The following is a 25,099-nucleotide window of genomic DNA, read 5'->3' on the forward strand; positions in this document are numbered from 1 at the left end:
AGGTGCCGGGTATGAGGCTCGTGGCGGTAGGGCGCATGAAGGACAGGTCCGAGCGTGCGCTGGTAGAGCGGTATCTCAAGCGCCTGCGTCCGGCGCTGGATATTGTGGAACTGCCGGACGGCCGCGGCAGCCCCGATGAGATCAAACGGCGTGAGGCACAGGCCATTCTGGCCGCCTGTCCCGTACACAGCCATGTTGTGGCGCTGGATGAAGGCGGGCGCACGTATAGCAGTGTTGCCTTTGCCACCAGCCTTGCCGCATGGCAGGACGCGGGGCGCACGCCCTGCTTTGTGATTGGCGGGGCGGAAGGGCTGGATAGTTCCGTTCTGCAACGCGCAGATGCCACCCTGTCTTTTGGTACGCTCACGTGGCCGCATATGCTGGTGCGGATTATGCTGGTCGAGCAGGTTTACCGCGCGCAGGCCATTGCTGCGGGCCACCCGTACCACCGGGCGGGCAGGCCGGATTAACCCCGACGACAGGCAGCTATGAAATCGACAAACTTCCGCCATATCATGGTAGGCTTAATGGGGTGGAAGGCAGGAGATTCAGCATGATCTTCAAAACAAAACGTTCAATGGCGCTTCTTATGGGGCTGCTTGTTGCCGCAGCACCGCTTGCGGCTTATGCCCAGCGCGGCCCCGGCGGCCCCGGCGGTCCCGGCGGTCCCGGTGGTCCGGGTGGTCCGGGCAGTCCCGGTGGTCCCGGCTGGGGGGCAGGTGGTGGCCATGGTGGTCCCGGTGGCCCGGGCTGGGGACCAGGTGGCGGCCATGGTAGACCCGGAGATCCGGGCTGGAGGCCAGGTGGTGGTCATGGTGGTCCGGGAGGTCGGCCGGGTGGTCCGGGCTGGGGCGGTGGCCCTTATCGCGGCCCGCATGGCCGTATGTGGCGGCGGGGTGACCGGTATGATGGCGGCGGTATTTTTGTGGATAACTGGCGCGGTTATCGTGGCCTGTATGCGCCGCCACCGGGTTATCGCTGGATTAACTACGGCGGCAGCTTTCTGCTGGCGGCTGTGGCCACGGGTATTATTTCCAATGTCATTGCGGGGAGTGTCTATCCGGTAACGCCCTACCCGGTGGCAACACCTTACCCGGTCTATCCGGTAGTACCCGCTCCCGTGCCTTATCCACCGCCACCGGGCTACTAGGTGGTCTGTGTGGCCCAGTAAAAAAGGGGAGCCAGACCGGCTCCCCTTTTTTGTGCTCTGTGCCCTCTGCGGGCCAGATGCCGCAGGGAAGGGAATACGCCTGTTTACACTGTACGGGGTGGGGTAAAATCGGCATCATCGGTTAATTCAGCCGAAGGTATGGTCTGGGGCACAACGTTAAGGGGCGTGTGGCTTGCAGCCTTCCAGCCTACAAACAGCAGGGCGGCAAGGGCTGGAATGGCCATAATGGAATAGGTGCCTGTTGGGTAATCAAACAGCATCAGCCCCAGAATGCTGATAAAAAAGGCAATGGTCAGCCAAGCGGTAACGGGTGCGCCGGGCATGGCAAAGCCCGTGGGGGCAATCCGGCCTGCCCGAATGGCCTGCCGCAGTTTGATCTGGCAGAGCACGATAAAGCACCATGTGCTGACAATGCCGATAGAGGCCATGTTGAGAACAATCTCAAAAATCTGGGAAGGCAGCAGGTAGTTTAACCCCACCCCAACCAGATAAATGGCAACGGTTGTTAAAATGGCGGCGGCTGGCACGGCCTGTTTGTTCATATGGGCAAGGTAGCGCGGAGCAGTCCCGTTTACGGCCAGTGCGCGCAGGACCCGCCCGGTGGAATACAGGCCCGAGTTCAGGCTGGACAGGGCAGCGGTCAGCACCACGATGTTCATAAGCGAATCCACCCCCGGTACCCCAAGGCGGGAAAAGAAGGTGACAAACGGGCTAACCCCGGCCTGATAGGCCGACCAGGGCAGCAGCAGAACCAGCAAGGTAACCGTGCCGACATAAAAGATCATGATCCGCCAGATCACGTTGTTAATGGCCGAGGGCAGCACTTCGCGCGCGTTTTTGCATTCCCCTGCGGCGGTGCCGATCATCTCTATACCGTAATAGGCGAACACAACGCCCTGAATAAGTACAAGGGCAGGAAGCATGCCGTGCGGGAACAGCCCGCCATGTTCGGTAATAAGCTGTATGCCGGTGCTATGCCCGTCCACGGGTACACGCAGGCCCAGAATGGCCGTGCCCACCACCAGAAAGGCCAGCAGGGCGGCAATCTTGATGATGGAGAACCAGAACTCCATCTCCCCAAACCATTTGACGCCAATCAGGTTCATGCAGGTAATGACAATCAGGGCCATCAGCGCCATGACCCATTGGGGAACAGCGGCAAAAACACCCCAGAAATGCATATAAAGTGCAACGGCGGTAATATCGACAATGCCGGTCATGGCCCAGCTGAAGAACGAGAGCACACCTGCAACATAGGAAGCCGGGCTCCCCAGAAATTCCTGAGCGTAGGAGACAAAGCTGCCACTGGTGGGGCGGTACATGACCAGTTCCCCCAAGGCGCGCAGCATGAGGAAGGAAAACACGCCGCAAACCAGATAAACAATGGCAAGGGACGGTCCCACAGCCTGCAACCGGCTACCCGCGCCCAGAAAAAGGCCGGTGCCGATGGCTCCGCCAACGGAAATCATCTGGATCTGTCGTTTACCCAGACCCTGCCGGTAACCTTCCGTCGTCAGGCCTGACGGGGCATCGGATGGCGGCGGTGCATGCGTGCTCAAAGTGGTCTGTCTCCGTGCTGGTGGCGGGAACGGGGTCGATAGATTGTTCCGGTACAGAAACCGGTTAACGTGGCGGGTCTGTATCCGTTTCTTTTGTGCAATAAACCGGGGTAATGTGTAAGTCCTTTTGCAACTTATATAAAATTAAACAAAATCCGTCCTGTGCGGCAAATAATTTTATTGTTTTCTCATGGACAGGCCAGAATGGGGGGGCATTTTTGCTCTTGTGCACCCAGATGTGATTATGAAATGGTGAGAGCCGGGGTCAGACAGTTTGAATTCAAAAAGTAGAACTGCAATGACGGAAAATTTCTCTTTTAATAAAAAGCAGATAACAAAATTTCATATATTTGGGTAATTGGAGAGCCGGAGCCATGGAAAATTGTCTGGACAAGACGGACCGGCAGATTCTGCGCCTGTTGCAAAATAACGGACGCATCCACAATACCGATCTGGCGGACAAGGTGCAGGTCAGCCCCGCCACCTGCCACCGCCGGGTGCAGCGGCTGTTTGACGAAGGGTATATTTCCGCCGTGCAGGCCAGGGTGAACGCCAGCAGGGTCGGGCTGGGCATGGTGGTGCTGGTCGGGGTTGTACTGGAGCGTGCGGCAGACAGTTTTCCCATGTTCGAGGCCGCCATGGCTGCCCAGCCCGCCGTACTGGACTGCTACCTTGTGGCGGGAGATTTTGACTATTTTTTAAAAATCCGTGTTGGAGATATGGAAGGTTTTGACCGCTTCCATGCCGAGGTGCTGAGTGTGGTGCCCCATGTGCGCCAGACCCGCACGTTTTTTGTGCTCAGGGCCGTGGCCGACGCAAGGGAATACGCGTTTTAGGCCCCGGTGGCACGGTCATTTTGGTCCTGTCTGATCTTCCAGATCAAAAAAATCCTGATCTGGCTGGCGGTTTGTCCATTTGCGGCAGGCCGTGCGCAGCACACCGGCAAAGCGGGTGACCAGCGGCATGTTCTGGCCCGCACGTATGGCCACAGCCAGTGTGGCGCGTGGGGCAGGCTCGCTAATGGTATGGAAGGTGACCCCCCCGGCATGAATCTGGCTGAGTGAGCGTGGCACAACCGAAACCCCAAGCCCTGCGGCCACCAGCGGAATGGTGCCCGCAATCTGCGGTGCCTGCTGCCCCATAACGGGTGTTACCCCGGCCACCTGATAGGCTGAGAGAATGGCGTCATGAAAGCCCGGCCCCAGTTCCCGTGGGAAGATAATCAGCGGGTCCTGTGCCACCATGTCCAGACTGATCACGGGGGTATCGGCCAGCTTGTGCCCACGCGGCAGGGCAATAACCGTGGGTTCATCCAGCAGATGAAAAACCGAAAGCCGCACGGGGTCGGGCACAGGGGGGCGCACAATGGCAATGTCCACGCTGGGTTCGTGCAACGCGGTGCATAGCGAGGGCGTATTGCTCTCCTCCAGAAAAATGGTGACATCGGGCGCCATTTCCCGGAACCGGCGGATAGTGAACGGGATAACCGGCAAAAGCGAGACAGCCCCCGCGAGACCCAGACGGATATGCCCCATTTCCCCCCGAGCCAGACCTTGCGCGGTGGAAAGAAACTGGGCCTGCAGGTCCAGAATGGTTCTGGCGCGCGGGAGGAGCACGGCCCCGATGTCGGTCAGTTTGACGCCGCGTGTCAGGCGCTCGAACAGGACCACGCCAAGGTTTTTTTCAAGCTGGCGGATCTGCTGGCTCAGGGGGGGCTGTTCCATGCCCAGCGCTTCGGCCGCGCGGGTAATGGAGCCATGTTCGGCCACGGTTACAAAATAGCGCAGGTGTCGGATGTCCATAACCCATATATATCCGATATGGATAACACCGCCAAGATATATTGGAAGACTGCTTCAAGCCGTTATAACATCTGCGTCAGATGAGTATGGGCCGTTAAGCGTTTGAAGGAGTGTTGAGCATGGTAAAGCAGCCGGTAGCGGATATCGATCTGCGGTCTGCGGCGTTGGGGAACGGGGTTGTGGGCAAACCCCCAGTGAACCGCCTTTACCAGACCTCCACCATGGCTGCCCTGCTGGACGCGGTGTACGACGGGGAAACCACGCTGGATGAACTGCTCCAGCACGGCAACTTCGGCCTTGGCACCTTTAACTCCCTTGATGGGGAAATGATTGTAACGGACGGCGTTGTGCGCCAGTTCCGTGCGGAAGGGCTGGCGGCGGAAGTGCCCGGCTCGCTCAAAACTCCCTTTGCCTGCGTGACGTATTTCGAACCCGAAAAAAACGTGATGATCGACACGCCCAAGGACAAGGAAAGTTTTGAAGAGCTGGTGGACCATCTGCTTGGCAACCCCAACCTGTTTGGTGCGGTGCGCTTTACCGGCCTGTTCGAGCGGGTGGATACGCGCACGGTGTTTTGCCAGTGCAAGCCGTACCCGCATATGCTCGAAGTGGTTAAAAAGCAGCCGACTTTTACCTTGGAATCGGTTACCGGAACCATGATCGGGTTCCGCAGCCCGGTTTACATGCAGGGCGTGAATGTTGCTGGCTACCACCTGCACTTTCTGTCCGAGGACCATAAGCGCGGTGGGCATGTGACCGAATACAGAATTGTTAAGGGTATGCTTGAGGTTGCCACGATTTCCGACCTTCAGGTGCAGTTGCCGCGCACAAAGCAGTTTGCGCAGGCCAACCTGAACCCCGAAAGCCTGAGTGAAGCCATTCGCATTGCCGAAGGTGGCTGACACCTTACCGGCCTGACCTGTTTGTTTTTTTGAACTGCACGGGGTTGCTGTGCGACTTTTCCTCCCGCAACCCCGCCTGACCTGAGGGTTTTTACAACAATGACCAAAATGGCAGAGACCACTGCACAATGCGGTGCGGAGCTTATTGTCAAAAATCTGGAAGCGCATGGCATTACCCATGTGTTCGGTATTCCCGGCGCCAAGGTGGACCGGCTGTTTGACGCGCTGGTTGATTCCTCGATCGAAACCGTTGTGACCCGGCATGAGCAGAATGCGGCCTTTATTGCCGGGGGCCTTGGGCGCATTACCGGCAAGGCCGGGGTGTGCATTGCAACATCTGGCCCCGGTGCTTCCAACTTTATTACCGGGCTGGCCACCGCCAATTCGGAAGGGGACCCCGTTCTGGCCATTGGTGGTGCGGTCAAGCTGGCAGACCGGCTTAAGCTGACACACCAGACCATGGATACGGTCAGCCTGTTCCGCCCCGTAACCAAATACAGCGTGGAACTGACCACCCCCACCGCCATTTCGGAAGTTATGGCCAATGCCTTCCGCTTTGCAGAAAGCGGGCGGCCGGGTGCGGCATTTGTCAGCACGCCCATGGATGTGCTGTCCATGCCTGCCAATGCTCCGGTTCTGGCTGACCGTCTGGCTCCGCGCATGGGGGGCGCTCCGGCGGATGTGGTGGCTGAGGCCGCAACGCTGCTTAAAAAAGCCAGGCGTCCCGTCATGCTTCTGGGCATGCTGGCCAGCCGCCCGGATGTGGCAGACGCCGTGCGCGCTTTTGTCAAACAGACAGGCGTGCCGGTTGTGGGGACGTATCAGGCGGCTGGTGCCGTATCGGAAGAGCTGGTGGACCGCTTTGGCGGGCGTATCGGCCTGTTCCGCAACCAGCACGGGGACCAGCTTCTGCACGAGGCCGATGTGGTGGTGGCCGTGGGCTACAACCCGGTGGAATATGACCCGTGGCTGTGGAACGTGAATGACGCCCGCCAGATCATCAATGTTGATATTGTGGCGGCTGAACTCGACAACGCCTTTGTGCCCGCCATTGAACTGATCGGTGACATTGCCCTGACCCTTGCGGGGCTGGGCGGCAAAGCCGGTGGCCTTGCCCGTGCACCGGAGCTGGAAGCAGTGCTGGAAGGGTATAAAAAAGCCCGCAGCACTGCGCTGCTTACGGCACGCAGCAGCAGCAACTCCGCCGTGCACCCGCTCCAGATCGTGCGTGAGCTGGAACAGTTTGTAACCCCGGATATGACCCTGTGCCTGGATATGGGAACATTCCATATCTGGCTGGCGCGTTATCTGCTCTCCTTCCGGGCGCGTCAGGTGCTTATCAGCAACGGCCAGCAGACCATGGGTGTGGGCCTGCCGTGGGGGATTGCGGCCAGCCTTGTTAATCCATCGCAAAAAGTTGTTTCAATTTCGGGCGATGGTGGATTCATGATGTCGAGCATGGAGCTGGAAACAGCCGTGCGCCTGAAGTGCAATCTGATCCATATGGTCTGGATTGATCAGGCTTACAACATGGTCGAAATTCAGGAGCAGAAGAAGTACGGTCGCGGCTCCGGCGTGCATTTTGGCCCGATTGATTTTGCAAAATATGCAGAAGCCTGCGGGGCAAAAGGCATTACCGCCACAACGGAAGATGGCGTGCGGCAGGCCCTGCGCGAGGCTATGGATGTGGAAGGTCCGGTGGTTATTGCCGTGCCGGTTGACTACTCGCACAATCACCTGCTCATGCAGCCTCTGGCACAGCTGGGGGAAACCACGGCAGCGGCCTGAACAAAGCGCTGCGCTTGACGCAGAACAGGTTCTATTGCTGTCATCCGCTCTGTCCATTTCATTGGTGCGATAATGTTGTTATAACACCGCGCACGGCGCCACTGACGGACGGAGCAAAGGAGGCAGGCAGACTGCCTTTTTTCTTCCATGACGCGGCAACGCAGTATGAAAGAGAACAAGAATGCAGATGCCCGAACCCAACCAGACCATTATAAGCCAGCGTGATGCACTGGCGCAGGGTCTGCGCCAGATTGTAGGAAAAGACTGGGTTATTTCCGACGACGCGCAGCGCAGGCCTTACCAGTGCGATGGCATTACCGCCTACATGGCCATGCCGCTGCTGGTTGTGCTGCCGGGGTCTGCGCAGGAAGTGCAGGCTGTTCTGCGTTTCTGCAATGAAAAAGGCGTCAAGATTGTCCCCCGTGGTTCTGGCACATCGCTCTCGGGTGGCGCCCTGCCGCTGGAAGATGGCGTGCTGCTGGTTACGTCCCGCCTGTGCAACGTGCTGGCGGTGGATGAACACAACCGCGTAGCCCGCGTGCAGCCGGGTGTGCCCAATATTAAAATTACCGAGGCCGTCAGCCATCTTGGCCTGTGCTATATGCCCGATCCGTCCAGCCAGTTGATTTCCACCATCGGTGGCAACGTGGCGGAAAATGCCGGGGGCGTGCACTGCCTTAAATACGGTGTGACCGCCAACCATATTCTGGGCATGCAGGCCGTGCTGATGACCGGCGAAATGCTGGAACTGGGCGGTGCCTACCTTGGTGCGGCCGAGGGTGATCTGGACCTTATGGGGGTGCTGACCGGCTCTGAAGGGCTGCTGGCGGTGGTGACCGAAATTGCCGTGCGGCTGGAGCCCATACCCGAAGTCGCGCGTGTTATTTCCATGAGCTTCGCGTCCGTGGAGGAAGCGTGCGAATGTGTGGGCGCCATTATTGGCGTGGGCGTTATTCCTGCGGGTCTGGAGTTTATGGACCGCAAGGTGCTGGATGCGGTTTCCGTCCTGATCAAGGAAAAGTTTGATGACCGCACGGCCGCACTCCTGCTGTGCGAGCTTGATGGCACGGCGGTTGAGGTGGACGCACTGGTTGGTGTGGTCAGCGATGTGGCGCGTGAGCAGGGGGCCATTGAGCTCAAGGTCAGCACCACGGAGGAAGAACGCCAGCGCATATGGAGCAGCCGCAAGCTGGCGTTTTCCGCCATTGGCAAGCTCTGCCCTGATTATTACTGCACGGACGGCACCATCCCGCGCAACAAGTTGCCGGAGGTGCTGAACAAGATGGCGGACATGTCCAGAAAATACGGGCTGGATTACGCCAACTGCTTCCATGCGGGGGATGGCAACCTGCACCCCATCATCATGTATGATGCCGCCAAGCCGGGTGATCTGGAAAAAGCCGAGGCGTTCGGGGCCGATGTGCTGATCGCCTGCGTGGATGCGGGCGGGGTGCTCAGCGGCGAACACGGTATTGGCGTTGAAAAACGTGACCTGATGACCCATCAGTTCACCGAAGTGGATTTGCAGCAGCAGCAGATGGTCAAATGTGCGTTTGACCCCAAGGACCTGCTGAACCCGGGCAAGATGTTCCCCACCCTGTGCCGCTGTGCGGAGTTCGGGCGGATGCATGTGAACAACGGCAACCTGCGTTTTGCGGATATTCCGCGTTTCTGATTCCGGTAGGGCATAGCAAGCATGACAGACACACAAACCACTGCATCCATGCGTCCTGCCACAACACAGGACGTTGCGGATATTCTTATGGACGCGGCCAGCCGGGGCGAGCCTCTGGTGGTGCGGGGCAATGGCACCCGTGCCGGGCTGGGTAACCCGGTTGCCGCCACCCGCGTGCTGGAACTGGGCGGGCTGGACCAGATCGATTTTTATGACCCCGATGATCTGGTGATTCGCGCAGGTGTTGGCGCCACGCTGGATGAGGTCGAGCAGGTTCTGGCGCAAAAAGGGCAATACCTGCCGTTTGAACCCCCACGCTATGCCGGGCTGTACGGTACCAGTGGCGCGCGCAGCACACTGGGCGGGGCGGTTTCCACCGCCCTGTCTGGCCCGCGCCGGATTCTGACCGGGGCTGCAAGGGACTTCGTTCTGGGCGTGGAAGGCGTGAACGGTCAGGGCGATGTGTTCAAGGCTGGCGGCCGGACCATGAAGAACGTGACCGGCTACGACATCAGCAAACTGGTGACAGGGGCCAACGGTACGCTGGCAGCACTCACAACCGTCACACTCAAGGTGCTGCCCGCCCCACGGGCGGAGGTAACTCTGGTGCTGCCCGCCGCCACACTGGAGGAGGACGTCGCCCTGTTTGCCAGAATGCGCGCCCTTCCGCTGGGGCTTGGCGGGCTGGCCCGCAGGGTCAATGCCGCAGGGGTGTGCGAGCTGCTGGTGCGTGTGGAAGGCACGGTCCCCGGCGTTGCGGGCAACCAGCAGGTGCTCAATGGCATGCTGGCCACCCGTGGTGGCATGGAGGTGCTGGAGCAGGAGCAGAGCCGTGCCCTGTGGGTCGGTGTGCGCGAACTGGAGTGCCTGAACGCCAAACCGGATGAACTGGTCTGGCGTGTGAACCTGCTCGCCACAACCATGCCCGCCTTTGTGGAGCAGGCGCGCAGTGCAGGCTGCATCAACCGCTTTTTTGTGGACTGGGCAGGCGGTGTGGTGTTCTCCACCATGCGCGGCGTGCAGCCCGAGGTGGATACCCTGCGTTACCGTAAAATGGCGGAAAAAGCAGGTGCACGCGCAACCCTGCTGCGTGCGCCCGATGCGGTGCGTGCCCAGTTTGGCGCGTTCCCGCCCGTCAGTGCGGGGATTGCGGCGCTGGCCGCGCGCACCCGCACAGCTTTTGACCCGGCAGGTATTCTCAACCCCGGCCGCATGACCGTTCAGGCATAGGAGACGCCCCAATGCTCAGCCATATCCCCCAGGCCGCGCTGGATGCGGACCCGAACGTGCAGTTGGCCAAGGACATTATTGGCAACTGCGTCCATTGTGGCGTGTGCCTCTCGCGCTGCCCTACATACGCCGTCAGGCATGAGGAAAACGACAGCCCGCGTGGCCGTATTTTCCTGATGAAGGACATGTACGAAAAAGGTGGCGTGCCCGATGTCAGAACGGTCGAACATCTGGACCGCTGCCTGACCTGCCTTGCGTGTGAGGCCATTTGTCCGTCAGGCGTGGAATATTCCAAACTGATCGCCCATGGCCGCGAATATGTGGAGGAGCATTACAAACGCCCGCTCTTCCAGCGCGCCGTGCGCGAACTGCTGGTCCGGCTTATTCCCAATGCCCGCCTGTTCCGCCTTGCCATTTTTGGCGGGCGTCTGGGCAGACCCTTCCGGGGTCTGTTCTCGGGCACCCTGCGTGCCATGCTGGATATGGTGCCAACCAAGCCGTTGCCTGCTCCCAGCCCGGTGGACCGGCCGCAAACGTTTTTGCCCGCACCGCAGGCGGGCAAGGCGGTCAAACCGCGCAAGCGTGTGGCGCTGCTTAACGGCTGCGTGCAGACCGTGCTGGACACCGCCATTAACGAGGCCACAATCCGCCTGCTCCAGCGCCACGGGGTAGAGGTGGTGGTCGCCGCAGGTTCAGGCTGCTGTGGTGCCCCTGCCGAACATATGGGGGACGAGGCGCAGGCCCTGCCACTGGTCAAGGCCAATATTGACGCCTGGCTGCGCGAGGCCGATGGCCCGGACGGGCTGGATGCCATTGTCATTAACACATCCGGCTGTGGCACATCCATCAAGGCCTATGGCCACGCACTCAGGCTGGACCCGCAATGGGCGGACAAGGCCGCGCGCGTGTCCGCCATGGCGCGGGACATTACCGAGTTCATGGTCGAGATCGGGCTGGAAAAACCCGCCACCCCCACGGGGCTGCGGGTGGTGTACCATTCCGCGTGTTCCATGCAGCACGGCCAGCGGATTGTGAACCAGCCCAAGGACCTGCTGCGTGAGGCAGGGTTTACCGTGCTGGATGTGCCCGAAGGTTACCTGTGCTGCGGGTCGGCAGGTACCTACAACCTGCTCCAGCCAGAGATCGCCAATGAGCTGAAGGAGCGCAAGCTGCGCAACATCCGCTCCGTACATGCCCAGATTGCCGCCAGCGGCAACATTGGCTGCATGACCCAGCTTGCAGGGGAGGTCGGGCTGCCCTTCGTGCATACGGTGGAACTGCTGGACTGGGCCACTGGCGGGCCGGAACCTGCTGCCCTTAAAGGGCAGAAACTGGCTGCGGAATAGCCAGCACAGGGCCACGCCGCAGGCTGCGGGCGTGGTCCTGTGTCGGTGAATGCGGCGGATACAGGTGCAAGGCGCGCAACAGCGCAGGGGAGCATAAGGCATGTCAGGCATAACAGGGGTGGATACAGCCGGAGGGCAACTGCGCCGTGGGGCTGCCGTATTGCTGGAGGTGTTGCGGAGCGAGGGGGTTGATTACATTTTTGGCAACCCCGGCACCACCGAACTCCCGCTGATAGACGCGCTGCTGGAAATACCCGACGTGCATTACGTACTGGGTCTGCAGGAGGCCAGCGTTGTGGCCATGGCCGATGGCTATGCGCAGGCTGCCCGCAAGCCGGGTTTTTTAAATCTGCATACGGCGGGCGGGCTGGGGCATGGGCTGGGGAACCTGCTGAACGCCAGTGTCTCGCAAACGCCGCTGGTGGTGACTGCGGGGCAGCAGGATTCGCGCCATACCATTTCCGACCCGCTGCTGTTCGGGGATCTGGTGCAGATTGCCCGCCCCGCCGTTAAATGGGCGCAGGAAGTCGCTCACGCGGACCAGTTGCCCGTGCTGCTGCGCCGCGCCTTCCATGATTCCACGGCAGCCCCCGCCGGGCCTGTGTTTCTCTCGCTCCCCATGGATGTCATGGAGGAGCTGAGTGCGGTGGATATTGGTGCGCCGTCGCAGATCAACCGGCAGGCTGTGGCCGGTGGCCTGCCCGAGCTGGCCCGTGCGTTAGCGGGCATAGCGCCGGGGCGGCTGGCCATTATTGCGGGGGACGAGGTGTACGGCTCCGATGCGGCAGCCGAGGTCGCCGCCGTGGCCCAATGTCTGGGTGCGCCGGTTTATGGGTCTTCCTGGCCGTCGCGCATTCCCTTTGCCACAGCACACCCGTTGTGGTGCGGCAACCTGCCTACACAGGCAACCGCCATTGCGCAGACACTGGGCGCGTATGACGCCATTTTTGCCCTTGGTGGCAAATCGCTCATTACCATTCTCTACACCGAAGGCCCGGCCCTGCCGCCAAGCTGTGCGGTGTATCAGATGTCGTCCGATGTACGGGACCTTGGGCGCACGTTCTGGACCCCGCTCTCGGTCGTGGGGGATGTGCGGGCATCGCTTCAGGCCCTGCTGCCCGAGTTGCAGGTGCTCACACAGGGCAGAGCCGCGGCCTACCACGCGGCGGGCGAGCGTGTGGCCGCCCAGCGCATGCAGCATAAGGCGCAGGCCAGACTGGCCATGCAGGCCCACCGTAGCGATGCGGTCATCCACCCCAGCGTTGCCGCGTGGGAAGTGGTGCGCGCCGTGGGGCCGGATATTGCCATTGTGGATGAGGCCATAGCCACATCCTCCGATGTGCGTCTGTTTCTGGAAAGTGCGTGGTCCGCGCAGTATTCGTTCCTGCGTGGCGGTGCGCTGGGCTGGGGCATGCCCGCAGCGGTTGGGGCCTCGCTCGGCCTTGGGCGCGAGCGTGTGGTCTCCCTTGTGGGGGATGGGGCGGCCCTGTATTCGCCACAGGCATTGTGGACTGCGGCACATGAAAAGCTGCCCGTTACTTTTGTGGTCATGAATAATCAGGAGTACAACGTGCTCAAGAACTTCATGCGGCAGCAGAAAGATTATATTTCCGCGCGGGAGGGCACATATCCGGCCATGGATATTGTTAACCCGAGCATAGACTATCAGGCGCTCGCCCGTTCCATGGGGGTGCCCTCCACCAAAGTGACACGGGCGGCAGATATTGCCCCCGCACTGGAGGCCGCCTTGGCGACTGATGGCCCATCGTTAGTGGAAATTGTGATTGCAGCGAGCTGATGAGGCTCGCTTCTTTACCGGGGGTGCGTATGAAAATCGGGTTGTTTATTCCCTGTTATATAGATGCGTTTTATCCAAACGCGGGGATTGCCACACTGGAACTGCTGGAAAAGCTGGGGCAGGACGTGGAATACCCAATGAACCAGACCTGCTGTGGCCAGCCCATGGCCAATTCGGGCTGCAACAAGGATGCGGCTGCGGCAGAGGCCCTGTTTGTTAAAAACTTTGCCAGGTATGATGCCATTGTCATGCCGTCTGGCAGTTGCACACACCATGTGCGCGATAATTTTGACGCCATCGAGCAGACCGATGACGTACGCCATGTGCGTGAAAACACGTTTGAACTGGTCGAGTTTTTGCACGATGTGCTCAAGGTGCAGGACTTCCCCTGGGCGGAGTTCCCGCACAAGGTGGGGCTGCACAACAGTTGCGGCACTCTGCGCGCCCTGCGCACGGCCAGCATGTCCGAACTGGGCGAGCCGTTCTTTTCCAAACCCATGGACCTGCTGGGCAAGGTCAAGGGTATTTCCTTTGCCACACCCAAACGGCCTGATGAATGCTGCGGTTTTGGTGGCACCTTCTCGGTTACGGAGGAGGCTGTTTCGGCCAAAATGGGCACGGACAAGGTGCGGGACCACCATCAGGCAGGGGCTGAGTATATTGTCTCGGCCGATACGTCCTGCATGATGCACCAGCAAGGGTGTGCGGAGCGGGCCGGTGTTCCCATCCGCTTCATTCATATTGCTGAAATTCTGAATGGAGCGCGGGAATGAAAGTCAAACCTGTCAACCACGCCAAGGCGGCTGAAGCGTTTATCGAAGATACCGCCCACATGGATTTCCATGACGAACGGCTGTGGGACCTGCGGCAAAAGCGTGACGGGCAGATGCACATTCTGCCCGAATGGCAGGAACTGCGCGCACGTGCATCCGCCATCAAGGAGCACACGCTGGCCAACCTGCCAGAATACCTCGAACAGTTTGAGGCCAACGCCAAAAAGAACGGTATTCATGTGCACTGGGCAGCCGATGGCGCGGAACATAACCGCATCGTTGGCGAAATTCTGGAAAAGCACGGCGCCAAATCGCTCATCAAGAGCAAATCCATGGTGACCGAAGAATGCTGCATGCGCGAGTATCTGGAGCCACGTGGCGTTGTGGTGACAGAAACCGACCTTGGGGAGCGCATCCAGCAGCTGGATAACCAGATGCCCAGCCACATTGTGGTGCCAGCCGTGCATAAGCTGATCCCCGATGTCGCCAAGATTTTTGCCGAGCACTATCACACGGACCCCAACGACAACAGCGCGCAGTCCCTTGCATGGCAGCAGCGGCTGGCTGCCCGCCCGGTTATTCTGTCCGCCGATGCGGGTATGACCGGCGGCAACTTTGTGGTGGCCGAAACAGGCTCCTTTGTTGTCTGCACCAACGAAGGCAATGCCGACCTGAGCGCGACTGTACCCGGCCTGCACATTGCCACGATCGGGATCGAACGGCTGGTGCCGCGTATGGCGGATATGGGGGTATTTATCCGCCTGCTTTCACGCTCGGCCCTTGGTTCGCCCATTACGCAGTACACAACGCATTTCCGTGGTCCGCAAAAAGGGAGCGAGATGCATGTGGTGCTGGTGGATAACGGGCGGTCGCACCGTTTGGGCATGGAGGACTTCTGGACCTCGCTCAAATGTATCCGCTGTGGCGCATGTATGAATACCTGCCCGGTTTATCGCCGTTCGGGTGGTCTGTCCTATGGTGCGGTGTATTCCGGTCCCATTGGCGCGATTATTGACCCCACCTTTAACGAGCGCAAATACAGCACGCTGCCTTTTGCCTCGACCATGAACGGGAGCTGCACCAATGTGTGCCCGGTCAAGATCAACATTCACGAACAGCTCTACAAATGGCGGCGTGTTCTGGCCGAACACCACGAACTGCCGTTTGTAAAGCGTGAGGTCATGCACATGGCGGGCAAGCTTATGGGCCAGCCCACCCTGTACCGTGCCGCCATTAACGGGACCGAGGTCGCGCTCAGCACCATGCCGCGCTTTGTGCTGTATAACTGGCTTAACCCGTGGGGCAAGCACCGCGAACTGCCGCACCCGGTCAAGCAGACCTTCCATAGCTGGTACAAGCAGAACCGTCTGAAAAACAAAAAGAAGGAAGGGGAAAGCGCATGAGCACCTCGCGCGATGCCATTCTGACCCGCCTGCGCGATAACAGGCCAGACCCCAAGGCCCACCCGCTCCCCCCCGTTGCACGTCTGGGGGATATGGATAACGGGCAGGCCCGGTTTGAAAACAGCCTCCAGATTCTGGGCGGGCAGGTGCTGGAACGGCAGGAGGGGGACACACTGGCCACCGCCATTGCCCGCCGCTTCCCCGATTCCAAGGTTATCTGCTCCGCCGTGCCGGATTTTGAAGGTACGATCCGCATAGAAGAGCTGGGCACACCCCAGCAGGCGGCCTCGGTGGATGTGCTGGTTGTGCGCTCCCCCTTCGGTATTGCGGAAATGGGTTCGATCTACCTGAGCGAAGCCCAGTTGCAGGACCTGAACTCCGCCGCCCACCTGACCCAGCATATTGTGGTGATCCTGTCGGCCAAAAACCTGACCGCCAATATGCATACGGCCTATATGGACCGCCCGGAATTCCACACCGCCAATTATGGTGTGCTCATGAGCGGGCCATCCGCCACGGCGGATATTCAGGGTGTGCTGATCCGCGGTGCGCAGGGCGTGCGTACTCTGAGCGTGTGGTGGGAAGACTGAGTCTTGTCCCCCCATTCTGCCTGAAAGTGGAAAACGCATGAAAAAAGCCGGAGCAGTTTATGCTGCTCCGGCTTTTTTGCGCTCGGGTCGAGGGGTAACGGGCGTTTAGTCCCGCACGCGCTCGATCAGTGCGCCACATTTGGCCAGTTTGCGCTCCACCGCCTCATACCCCCGGTCAAGGTGGTACACGCGGCTCAGAATGGTCTCTCCATGGGCGGCGAGCCCTGCGAGAATGAGCGAGAAGGAGGCCCGCAGGTCGGTCGCCATAACCGGTGCGCCAGACAGGCTATGCACCCCACGGATAATGGCGGAAGAGCCGTGGACGTTAATGCGCGCACCCATGCGGTTGAGCTCGGGCACATGCATGAACCGGTTTTCAAAAATGGTCTCGGTAATCATGGAGGCCCCCTCGGCAACCGAGAGCAGCGCCATGAACTGGGCCTGCATATCGGTCGGGAATCCGGGGTAAGGCTCGGTCATGATGTCGATCCCGCGCAGCGCTCCGGTGCGGCGCACGCGCATGGTGTCCCCATCCTGCGTGACTTCGGTCCCGCATTCTTCCAGCGCGCGCACAACAGCGCCCAGATGGTCCATCTGCCCGCCAACCAGCCGCAGATCCCCACCCGTAATGGCGGCGGCACAGGCATAGGTGCCGCATTCTATCCGGTCGGGCATAATGCGGTGTTTGGCCCCGTGCAGGGCTTCCACGCCATCAATCAGAATGGCGGAACTGCCCGCCCCCGTAATGCGGGCCCCCATGGCGTTCAGGCAGTTGGCCAGATCGACCATTTCCGGCTCACGCGCGGCGTTGATGATTTCGGTTTTGCCCTGGGCAAGCGTTGCCGCCATCATCAGGTTTTCGGTCGCACCGACCGAGGCAAAGGGCAGAATAATCCGGTCGCCTACAAGCCCCTTGGGAGCGCGGGCGTTAATATAGCCGTTTTCCAGCGTAATTTCCGCGCCCAGTGTTTCCAGCCCTTTAAGGTGGAGGTCCACCGGGCGGGTGCCAATGGCGCACCCACCGGGGAGGGACACGCGTGCCTCCCGGCAGCGGGCCAGCAGGGGGCCAAGCACCAGAATGGAGGCCCGCATTTTGGAAACAATGTCATACGGGGCTTCGGTATTGGTAATATCCCCCCCGACCGACAGGGTGGAGCCATCGCCCGCAACATCGCGCACTTCCAGCCCGTGCTGCTCCAGCAGGGCGCGCATGGTGGCAATATCGGCAATATGGGGGACGTTGGACAGCACCAGCCGTTCAGAGGTCAGCAGCCCCGCCACTAACAGCTTGAGGCCCGCGTTCTTGGCCCCGCCAATGGTAATTTCCCCATGCAGGGGGCGGCCGCCGTGGATAACAAAATGATCCATGGTCTTTACATCCGGGGCGTGGCAACGCCACGCTGGCCCATATATTTGCCCGCGCGGTCCGCGTAACTGGTCTCGCACGGGGAATCGCCCTTGAAGAACAGGAACTGGCAGATCCCCTCATTGGCGTAAATGCGCGCGGGCAGGGGGGTAGTGTTGCTGATCTCGATCGTGACCTGCCCTTCCCATTCCGGTTCAAGCGGGGTCACGTTTACAATAATGCCGCACCGCGCATAGGTGGACTTGCCAAGGCAGACCACCAGCACATCCCGCGGAATACGGAAGTATTCAATGGTATGGGCCAGCACAAAGCTGTTGGGCGGAATAATGCATTCATCCGCCTTGCGGGACACAAAACCTTCAGGGCTGAAGTTCTTGGGGTCTACAATGGCGTTGTTCACATCCGTAAAAATACGGAAATCATCAGCCACGCGGGCATCATACCCGTAGGAGGACAGACCGTAGGAAATAACACCTTCGCGTTTCTGGTTTTCCACAAACGGTTCGATCATGCCGTGATCGTGCGCCATCTGGCGGATCCATGTATCGGGCATCACGGGCATGTCTTGCTCTCTCCATTACCGGGGGGCTGTGTAGTGGCGGGGGAGGGCTCCTCCGCCGTGCTATGGTCCTGTCTGGTCCGGGCCTGATCCTTGCGGCGGCGCAGGTTGGCGCGCAGTGCCGCTGCCTGACGGGCAAGCCGCTCGGTGCGGGCCGCCTCCGCTCTGGCGGAAAGGGTCTGTCCGGAAGATTGGGTTTTGTCGGGCGTGTCAGTCATGCCAGATGCAGCAAGGCCAGTCGCGTACGGGTTGAACGTTCGCCTTGCTGACTAGCAGACGTACCACGTCATGCCTAGAGCCCGCCACAGGGGCGGGTGGCCTTTGTGCTGTTTTATGCGTGTCTGCCGGTGCGGTGGGCGCACCGGCAGGAGGTGGTTTTTACAGGTTGGCAATAACCTTGAGGCCAATCAGGGCCGCATTGGGAATGTGGTGTGTTTCACCCGGGTGGATCAGATACTGGAACTCAGGCTGGACCAGCACGCCATGTGTGGCGTCAATCCCGTAATACGCTTCGATCAGTTCGGAATCATTCTGGATTCCACGAATGGTCGATCCCAGTGAATACCCGCCATCCACGGCCAGAATTTCGCTATCGCGGCGGCGGCGGCTGACCTTGTACCATGAATACAGCACGCCAAACCGGTCAGTCAGGCGGGTGGGGATCAGCCCCACAAACGACAGGCCGCCATAAGCCTGATCCGATATGTTGACCACATGCGGGGTGGCATGCACGTAACCTGCCATCAGGTAGCCACCGGCCATCTGGTTACGCCCGCCAAGGCGGTAGATCATCTGGTCGGCCTCCAGCCACATGGCGTCGGAGGGGGCGGAGCGTGTGCCGGGCAGGGTGTCGGCAATGCGCTTGGGCAGGACCGAGCCAATCTTGTCCGCATACCGGGTGGTGTCGTGCTCATACCCCAGCACGTAGTGGCCGGGCAGGCGGTTGCGGGTCAGGAACGGTGCCCAGGTGAACTCGACCGGCAGGGACAGGCCCGTTGCGTTCTCGGACCCCCATGCCCAGCCCGAAGGGTTCTCGCTCATGGTGCTCACGGAGTAAGCGCCAACCTGTATGGCCGTATCCCGCGTGGGGCGGAAGCGCGCGCGCGCACCCCATGTGGCTTTTGGGTACACGCTCATGCCCGGCAACTGCTTGATGGCCACAGGGGCCGAGCAGGTGACCATGAAGGAGCACAGCAGCGGAGATGTGGCGAACACATGGGTGAGCGACATACGGCCGAAAATGATGTCCAGCTTGTTGTTGAGCATCTTTTTCTCGGCGTACATGTCCACCAGATGCGCCGCCACATTGCCCGAGAGCGTGTACACTTCCTGCAAGGCCACATAGTATTCGCCAGCGCGCACGTTCTGCGCCGCCCGGCCTGCACGTTCCATGACCAGCCCATGCACCGACCAGCCGTTGAGTGCTGGGTTCATGCGGCCCAGATCAAACGTGGTCTGCAAGGTCAGCTCATGCACGTAGCTGATGCCTTTCTGGCCGGGTAAGCCGCCAGATGCCAGCCCCATGGCTTCTCCCTTGTAGGAGAAGGAGAACGAAAACCCCTTGTCCCTCAGCCGGTCGCGGAAGGGCATCAACTGCGGAATAAGGTGCCCCGCGCCTGCGGTGGGCACGTAGTACGGGTCTGGCAGGTCATAATCGCGCTGGGCGTCCCAGCTTGCGGGCAGCAGGGCGGAAGGGCCTTCCCCATTCATCAGGGAGTCCAGTTCGATCTGGTGCAGCGAGTGGGGTGTTTCCGACGGCATGATCGGCATCACGCTCAGAGGCGCCAGACCGGGGGACGGCAGAATGGGCACCCCGCTCGGCGGAATGGGCGTGTTGGGCGGACGGCGGATGGCGCTCAGGTCCGGGCCAATGGTTTCCGCATCCAGCGGGCGCAGGGACTGCGCAGGCAGGGCATGGACCTTGCTGCCGGGGTTGATGATGGTGTCGGAAATGGGGGCCACGCTTGGCTGGGCCGTCAGGGCGGAGGCATGGGTGGTCTGGGCCTGTGCCATGCCTGAGCCAAAGGGCGCATGCCATACGGAGGCCAGTGCAATGGCGCATGCAGCGGTTGCGCGGGTGTGCTTTGGCCCGTGTTCGGGGGTACCGGGGCGCTGGGGGCGGTGTATTTTTGGCATTGTTATTCCGCTTCCTCTCGCTCTTGCTGGAGGGAGTTGTCTTATGCGTACAGGGGTTTGGTTTTAGGGAGCGTGCTGCTGTGCCCGCTGTTCAGGCCGTGCGTACAACCCCATGTACCGGCAGGGCATGGGCGTAGCGCCAGAGTGTGCAGGACCGGGTGGCATAAGAACGGAGGCGGATATTCCACCGGGTAGAATGTGCGACCATGTGACAGACCGTTATTGTTTTTGTGTTGTCGGTTTGTCATCAGGAGCATGAAGGGAAATGCCCGGTCAAGAGTGGTTTTGAAATATTATTACCCAAAACCAAACAAAATAGGCATTTTAGGAAAAACGAAGTGCAAATTTTTGTTATAACGATAAATTTGCAACATACGCACGGCAGCTATGCGCCGTAAGCGATGTCCTGCCAGCCGCAAAGCTGCGCCCCTGCCTGTTCCAGCCCCTTGCGAAAGCCCGGTGAGCAGAGTGCTTGAAACTCTGCCTCATGCTCATAAGTGGGCATCAGCTCTTCGAGCATGGTGTTCTTGTGGGTAGCGGGGTGGAAATAGATCTCGGACACACCATCAGGCAGGTGGGCTGCCAGAGCGGCCATGCGCTCGGTGGTCATGTGCCCGCTCCAGGCCAGACCAAAGCACCAGTCATTCGTGGCCATGCCCGCGGCATGGGCCTGATGGCGCAGCAGGGCGGTCCAGCGGCGCAGGGCGGCATCGCCCAGCGTGTCGGTATAGGTGCCTGCGGCATACAGGGGGCGGGGGGGTTCCAGAGGAACGCGGATGGCATTCAGCCCATAGCCTTTGCCTATGCCAATCATCATTTTACCCACGGTAGGGTGCAGGTGCATGTGCTTGTGGGCGTTGGCGTGGTCCAGTGGCAGGCCCGTGCGGCTGAAGGCTTCAAACTGGGCGGTAATTTCCGCCTCCAGTTCCCGCCGTCCTTCGGGGCGGAAGAAGTAGTCCACGCCAAGCCCGAACTGGGAGGAGGAGAACCAGCCATTCTCGCGCGTAATCAGCGGCAGGCGGCTGTGGGGCAGAACCGATGGTCCTTCAATAACCACCAGATGCAGGCCAACATGAAGGGAGGGCAGACGTCTGGCCCGTTCGACCGCATCCTGTGCGGCAGGGCCGGAAACCATGAGACTGGCAGTGGAGAGAACGCCGTTGATGTGGGCCTGTTCGATGGCCTCGTTCACTTCAACCGACATGCCGAAATCATCGGCGGAAATAATGGCGCGTTTCATGGTTCTGGCAGCCCTTTGTAACCTTTGCCTGTGTCTAGCACTGGCGGGCGGGGGCTGTCATGGCTGTTCTGGGTGGGGGACTTATGCGCCATCCCCCACCCAGCGCCATCAGTTATGCCAGATCAGGCAGCCTTGCGGCCTTTAAGGAACTGGAAGAATTCCACACCTTCGCGCAGGCGGCGCTTCATCATCTGGGGTGAACGCACCATTTCACCTACGATGGAGGCAATCTTGGGAGCGCGGAAGTAGAACTTCCTGTAGAATTCTTCCACGCTGTTGAAGATTTCGGTGTGCGACAGGTGCGGGTAGTGCAGCGGTGCAATCTGCACGCCGTTTTCGTCCAGCAGTTCGGCGTTGCTTTCGTCCAGCCAGCCGTTTTCCGTGGCTTCCTTGAACAGGGCCGTGCCGGGGTAAGGTGCCGCGAGGGAAACCTGCAACGTGTGCGGGTTGATTTCCTGTGCGAAGCGAATGGTTTCCTGAATGGTTTCCTTCGTTTCGCCCGGCAGGCCCAGAATGAAGGTGCCGTGGATCTTGATCCCCAGTTCGTGGCAGTTCTTGGTGAACTCACGCGCCACTTCAACACGCATGCCTTTTTTGATGTTGTGCAGGATCTGCTGGTTGCCGCTTTCGTAGCCGACCAGAAGCAGGCGCAGGCCGTTGTCACGCAGGACCTTGAGCGTGTCGTAGGGCACGTTGGCCTTGGCGTTGCACGACCAGGTTACACCCAGCTTGCCCAGTTCGCGGGCAATGGCTTCGGCGCGGGGCAGGTCGTCGGTAAAGGTGTCATCATCAAAGAAGAACTCCTTCACCTGCGGGAAATACTGCATGGCCAGACGGATTTCGGCCGCCACATGTTGAGGGCTGCGGGTGCGGTAGCGATGGCCCCCCACGGTCTGCGGCCACAGGCAGAAGGTGCAGCGCGATTTGCAGCCACGGCCCGTGTAGATGGAAATGTACGGGTGCATGAGGTAGCCGATGAAGTAATCTTCAATCCGCAGGTCACGCTTGTACACTTCGGTCACGAAGGGCAGGGCGTCCATGTCTTCGATCATGGCGCGGTCGCGGTTGGCGATAATTTCGCCATCCTTGTTGCGCCACGTAATGCCGTCCACGTCCTTGAAGTCCATGCCATCGGCAATGTCCTTGATCGTGTAATCAAATTCATTGCGGGCGACAAAGTCGATGGGCGCACCCTTGAGCAGGCTTTCTTCCGGCTGAACGGCCACCTTGGCGCCAACCATGCCAATCTTCAGGTTCGGGTTAACGTCCTTGAGCATCTGGGCCACCTGCACGTCCTTGGCAAAGGACGGGGTGGAGGTGTGCAGCACCACCAGATCGCGGTTTTTCACGTCTTCCAGAATGGGCTCCATGCCCATGTTGGCAGGGGGGGCGTCAATCAGGCGGCTGCCGGGAACCAGAGCAGCAGGCTGGGCCAGCCATGTCGGATACCAGAAAGATTTAATTTCACGGCGGGCCTGATAGCGCGAGCCTGCGCCGCCATCAAAACCATCAAAAGTTGGCGGCTGGAGAAAAAGGGTTCTCATCGTCATCGGTTTCTATCCTGACAGGGGCGTAGAACGGTGGGGTCCAACAGTAAGCTCCGGCATAAATGCTGGCTCAGGGACTTCCGTATCTGCATTTGGTTTAGGCAAATACTCTGGCGTATAGGCAGAAAGCAAGTCTTTGCATGTGTTCACTAAGGGCCGGGGGAGAGAGTCCGCACAGGCGCGGAGGCCGTGTCCGGGTGGGGAGCGATGTGCATGGTCTGGCCCCGCCAGTGGACTTCCGTGCCACTGGCGCTCCCTACCATAATGGCGGCAGACAGCCAGTCCCGCAGGGGGAGCAGTAAAAAAGGCCACAGCGCGCGGGCACCCACGGCGCGGTCAATCAGCAGCGACGTAACCCCGCGCATGGCCCATATGCCCCAGAAGAATGGCAAACTCCATGCCGCATGTGGCTGAAAAAGCACAACCAGTGTTGCCCAGAACAGGGGGAGCTGGATGGAGGAGGCCGCATACCCTGCTGGCGCCAGTGTACACACCGTGCGGCCCCAGCGCAGTTCGTGCCGCAGCAGTTCGCCAAAGCTGGATTCGGCAATGGTAGTCCATGTCATGCATTCGGCAATGGCGATGTTCATGCCAGCCTGCCGTACCAGCCTGCCGAGCAGGGCGTCATCGGCCACATGGGGCAAAAGGGCTTCCAGCCCGCCGATTTCATCCAGCGTCTGGCGGCGCAGCGCCATGGTGGCCCCCAAACAGTCCTGCCGCCCCAGATAGCGCGAGAGCATGACACCGGGCAGAAAATTGTGGTTGATCTGGCAGGCCGCCAGCATCTGCACAAGGGAGCCTCTTGCTGGCAGGCCCGCGTACAGGGTGGTGACCAGACCGGTATTGGGCTGGTGCAGGGCCGATACAATGTGTTGCAGGTAATCGGGCCGCACATGGATGTCGGAATCGGAAATCACCAGAATATCGTGCCGCGCTCTGGGCAGAATATTCATCAGGTTGCTGATCTTGCGGTTCAGCCCATGCAGGGCGGGGTCCACCACAAGTTCCATGTCCAGCGATGGGTGGCGCTCCTGCAGGCGGCGTACAACGGCAATGGCGGGGTCATCCGCATCGCGCACGCCAAACAGGATCTGCATATGGGGGTAATCCTGCGTGCAAAAGCTTTCCAGCGCTTCTTCCAGCAGGGGTTCGGAGCCGTACAGGGGTTTCAGTACGGTCACCGGCGGGGGGTTCCCCAGCACAACAGGCAGCCGTTCATTGCGGCGGAAACGCGCCAGCAGTCCAGCCCCCAGCGAGGACTGGATACAGCCAGTAACAGAAAGAAGCGCGCTGGCAGCGGCCAGAACAGGAAAAACTGCTACCATGCCCCGACCATCATGCGCCCCGTAAGGGGTGAGTGTGTCTGTTTGTGTTGCCGCACGCGCCTGTTCCCTTAGTTCTGGGCGTAGGCCTGAGCCTTGCGCTCAAGAACGCTGATAAGGCCGGAAACGCCACCCGAGGTCAGCGTGGAGCTGAAGTCCGAACGCTGGGCCGCAGCCTGGCTGATGCGGGCATCGCTGAGCAGCACGTCCACAATTCTCCATGACCCGCTCGCATTGTTCATGATGTAGCTGATCTCGGTCGGGGTTGAGCCATCGCTCGCGCCAAGGTCGGTGACCACCAGCTTGTTACCGCCAACGGCCGTGTCGGTCACGGTGGGCTGGATGGTGAACTTGATGTCCGCACCCGGCTTGAAGTTACTTACGTAGCGCGAGACGGTGTACGCTCTGAACGCGGCCAGCAGTTTCTGCTTTTCGTCAGGATTCAGCCCGTTGTAACGCAGGCCGATGGAGGCTTTGAGCACCGCTTCCAGATTATAGGACTTGTCCACGGCTGTGGCTACGATCTGGCTGCGTTCGGCAAAGCTGCCGTGGGACTGCACGATCTGGTCAAGCGCCGTGTACAGCGTTTGCACGGGAGCAATAACGGCATCGGACGGAGCGGACTGGGCAAACGCAGCCGGGGCGGATACGCCAGCCCCAACTACGGGAAGAAGCGCCATGCTCATGCCAAGCACGAGCCCTGCGCGGAAGGAAATACGTTTCATGCTTACGATTTTGTCCCGGTTGCACGGTTTGACAAGGTTGCTTCGAGCATGTCTCCGATGCCCGTAGCGCTCACACCCAGTGCGTTAAGAGCGGTTGCGACGATGTGAGGGGCGGAGAGCCCGGCCTCGTCATACTGCGCGTCCTGCGTGTTGTGGTCGATAAAGCG

22 protein-coding genes are annotated in these 25,099 nt (G+C 60.2%); 12 read left to right on the forward strand and 10 right to left on the reverse strand.

The genetic code is table 11. The features are described 5' to 3' along the window. Positions 1 to 11 precede the first annotated feature (11 nt). Both HNR55_RS12850 and HNR55_RS12855 read left to right on the forward strand, forming a co-directional pair. Positions 12 to 470 (forward strand): 23S rRNA (pseudouridine(1915)-N(3))-methyltransferase RlmH, encoded by a 459-nt coding sequence (locus HNR55_RS12850; RefSeq protein WP_166116013.1) that lies wholly within the window; start codon positions 12 to 14, stop codon positions 468 to 470. An 83-nt stretch (positions 471 to 553) separates the two neighbouring features. Beyond that, positions 554 to 1,150: an RcnB family protein gene (locus tag HNR55_RS12855; RefSeq protein ID WP_166116014.1), complete on the forward strand. Its 597-nt coding sequence runs from the start codon at positions 554 to 556 to the stop codon at positions 1,148 to 1,150. Positions 1,151 to 1,254: 104 nt separating this feature from the next. Here HNR55_RS12855 and HNR55_RS12860 read toward each other — a convergent pair whose 3' ends face one another. Further along, positions 1,255 to 2,730, reverse strand: coding sequence for an amino acid permease (locus HNR55_RS12860; RefSeq protein WP_242005590.1), 1,476 nt, complete (start codon positions 2,728 to 2,730; stop codon positions 1,255 to 1,257). 374 nt (positions 2,731 to 3,104) lie between these two features. Here HNR55_RS12860 and HNR55_RS12865 point away from each other — a divergent pair, with 374 nt between their 5' ends. Next, on the forward strand, positions 3,105 to 3,566 hold the full coding sequence (locus HNR55_RS12865) for an Lrp/AsnC family transcriptional regulator (RefSeq protein WP_166116016.1): 462 nt from the start codon (positions 3,105 to 3,107) through the stop codon (positions 3,564 to 3,566). 15 nt (positions 3,567 to 3,581) lie between these two features. Here HNR55_RS12865 and HNR55_RS12870 read toward each other — a convergent pair whose 3' ends face one another. Beyond that, the gene (locus tag HNR55_RS12870) at positions 3,582 to 4,532 is read right to left on the reverse strand and encodes a LysR family transcriptional regulator (RefSeq protein ID WP_166116018.1); all 951 of its coding nucleotides are present in this window, start codon (positions 4,530 to 4,532) and stop codon (positions 3,582 to 3,584) included. 119 nt (positions 4,533 to 4,651) lie between these two features. On the opposite strand from HNR55_RS12870, the gene budA reads away from it, so the two are divergent. From budA to HNR55_RS12915, 9 genes are all read left to right on the forward strand, one after another. Then, the gene (gene budA, locus HNR55_RS12875; RefSeq protein WP_086645801.1) at positions 4,652 to 5,434 is read left to right on the forward strand and encodes an acetolactate decarboxylase; all 783 of its coding nucleotides are present in this window, start codon (positions 4,652 to 4,654) and stop codon (positions 5,432 to 5,434) included. A gap of 99 nt (positions 5,435 to 5,533) precedes the next feature. Further along, positions 5,534 to 7,222, forward strand: coding sequence for an acetolactate synthase AlsS (gene alsS / locus HNR55_RS12880; RefSeq protein WP_166116020.1), 1,689 nt, complete (start codon positions 5,534 to 5,536; stop codon positions 7,220 to 7,222). A gap of 181 nt (positions 7,223 to 7,403) precedes the next feature. Beyond that, positions 7,404 to 8,897, forward strand: coding sequence for an FAD-linked oxidase C-terminal domain-containing protein (locus HNR55_RS12885; protein ID WP_166116021.1), 1,494 nt, complete (start codon positions 7,404 to 7,406; stop codon positions 8,895 to 8,897). Positions 8,898 to 8,918: 21 nt separating this feature from the next. Continuing rightward, positions 8,919 to 10,127, forward strand: a complete 1,209-nt coding sequence (locus HNR55_RS12890) for an FAD-binding protein (protein WP_166116023.1) — start codon at positions 8,919 to 8,921, stop codon at positions 10,125 to 10,127. An 11-nt stretch (positions 10,128 to 10,138) separates the two neighbouring features. Beyond that, positions 10,139 to 11,473 (forward strand): glycolate oxidase subunit GlcF, encoded by a 1,335-nt coding sequence (gene glcF, locus HNR55_RS12895; RefSeq protein ID WP_166116025.1) that lies wholly within the window; start codon positions 10,139 to 10,141, stop codon positions 11,471 to 11,473. A 100-nt stretch (positions 11,474 to 11,573) separates the two neighbouring features. After that, on the forward strand, positions 11,574 to 13,271 hold the full coding sequence (locus tag HNR55_RS12900) for a thiamine pyrophosphate-binding protein (RefSeq protein WP_166116027.1): 1,698 nt from the start codon (positions 11,574 to 11,576) through the stop codon (positions 13,269 to 13,271). A 29-nt stretch (positions 13,272 to 13,300) separates the two neighbouring features. Next, positions 13,301 to 14,044 (forward strand): (Fe-S)-binding protein, encoded by a 744-nt coding sequence (locus HNR55_RS12905; RefSeq protein WP_166116054.1) that lies wholly within the window; start codon positions 13,301 to 13,303, stop codon positions 14,042 to 14,044. Continuing rightward, a complete protein-coding gene (locus HNR55_RS12910) occupies positions 14,041 to 15,447 on the forward strand; it encodes a lactate utilization protein B (protein WP_166116029.1) in 1,407 nt (468 codons plus the stop codon). Before HNR55_RS12905 ends, HNR55_RS12910 begins: the two co-directional genes overlap by 4 nt. Next, positions 15,444 to 16,037 carry a LutC/YkgG family protein gene (locus tag HNR55_RS12915; RefSeq protein WP_086645809.1) on the forward strand — a complete coding sequence of 198 codons (594 nt, stop codon included), beginning with the start codon at positions 15,444 to 15,446 and terminating at the stop codon, positions 16,035 to 16,037. The genes HNR55_RS12910 and HNR55_RS12915 overlap by 4 nt, the downstream gene beginning before the upstream one ends. 105 nt (positions 16,038 to 16,142) lie before the next feature. On the opposite strand, the gene murA is transcribed toward HNR55_RS12915, so the two are convergent. The 8 genes from murA to HNR55_RS12955 all read right to left on the reverse strand — a co-directional run bounded on the left by murA (position 16,143) and on the right by HNR55_RS12955 (position 24,932). Beyond that, positions 16,143 to 17,405: a UDP-N-acetylglucosamine 1-carboxyvinyltransferase gene (gene murA, locus HNR55_RS12920; protein WP_166116031.1), complete on the reverse strand. Its 1,263-nt coding sequence runs from the start codon at positions 17,403 to 17,405 to the stop codon at positions 16,143 to 16,145. 5 nt (positions 17,406 to 17,410) lie between these two features. Continuing rightward, positions 17,411 to 17,965, reverse strand: a complete 555-nt coding sequence (gene dcd, locus HNR55_RS12925; protein WP_166116032.1) for a dCTP deaminase — start codon at positions 17,963 to 17,965, stop codon at positions 17,411 to 17,413. Then, the gene (locus HNR55_RS12930) at positions 17,956 to 18,180 is read right to left on the reverse strand and encodes a hypothetical protein (RefSeq protein ID WP_166116034.1); all 225 of its coding nucleotides are present in this window, start codon (positions 18,178 to 18,180) and stop codon (positions 17,956 to 17,958) included. The genes dcd and HNR55_RS12930 overlap by 10 nt, the downstream gene beginning before the upstream one ends. A gap of 160 nt (positions 18,181 to 18,340) precedes the next feature. Further along, positions 18,341 to 20,098 (reverse strand): carbohydrate porin, encoded by a 1,758-nt coding sequence (locus HNR55_RS12935; RefSeq protein WP_166116036.1) that lies wholly within the window; start codon positions 20,096 to 20,098, stop codon positions 18,341 to 18,343. Positions 20,099 to 20,483: 385 nt separating this feature from the next. Then, the gene (gene hpnK / locus HNR55_RS12940) at positions 20,484 to 21,338 is read right to left on the reverse strand and encodes a hopanoid biosynthesis-associated protein HpnK (RefSeq protein WP_166116037.1); all 855 of its coding nucleotides are present in this window, start codon (positions 21,336 to 21,338) and stop codon (positions 20,484 to 20,486) included. A gap of 122 nt (positions 21,339 to 21,460) precedes the next feature. After that, entirely contained in the window at positions 21,461 to 22,888 is a 1,428-nt protein-coding gene (gene hpnJ, locus HNR55_RS12945) for a hopanoid biosynthesis associated radical SAM protein HpnJ (protein WP_184382724.1), read from the reverse strand. 146 nt (positions 22,889 to 23,034) lie between these two features. Then, positions 23,035 to 24,210, reverse strand: coding sequence for a bacteriohopanetetrol glucosamine biosynthesis glycosyltransferase HpnI (hpnI, locus tag HNR55_RS12950; protein ID WP_166116039.1), 1,176 nt, complete (start codon positions 24,208 to 24,210; stop codon positions 23,035 to 23,037). A 68-nt stretch (positions 24,211 to 24,278) separates the two neighbouring features. Then, positions 24,279 to 24,932: an ABC transporter substrate-binding protein gene (locus HNR55_RS12955; RefSeq protein ID WP_166116040.1), complete on the reverse strand. Its 654-nt coding sequence runs from the start codon at positions 24,930 to 24,932 to the stop codon at positions 24,279 to 24,281. Between the last annotated feature and the right edge of the window lie 167 nt (positions 24,933 to 25,099).

This window comes from Acetobacter lovaniensis (assembly GCF_014207635.1).
GTDB classification, from domain to species: Bacteria; Pseudomonadota; Alphaproteobacteria; order Acetobacterales; family Acetobacteraceae; genus Acetobacter; species Acetobacter lovaniensis.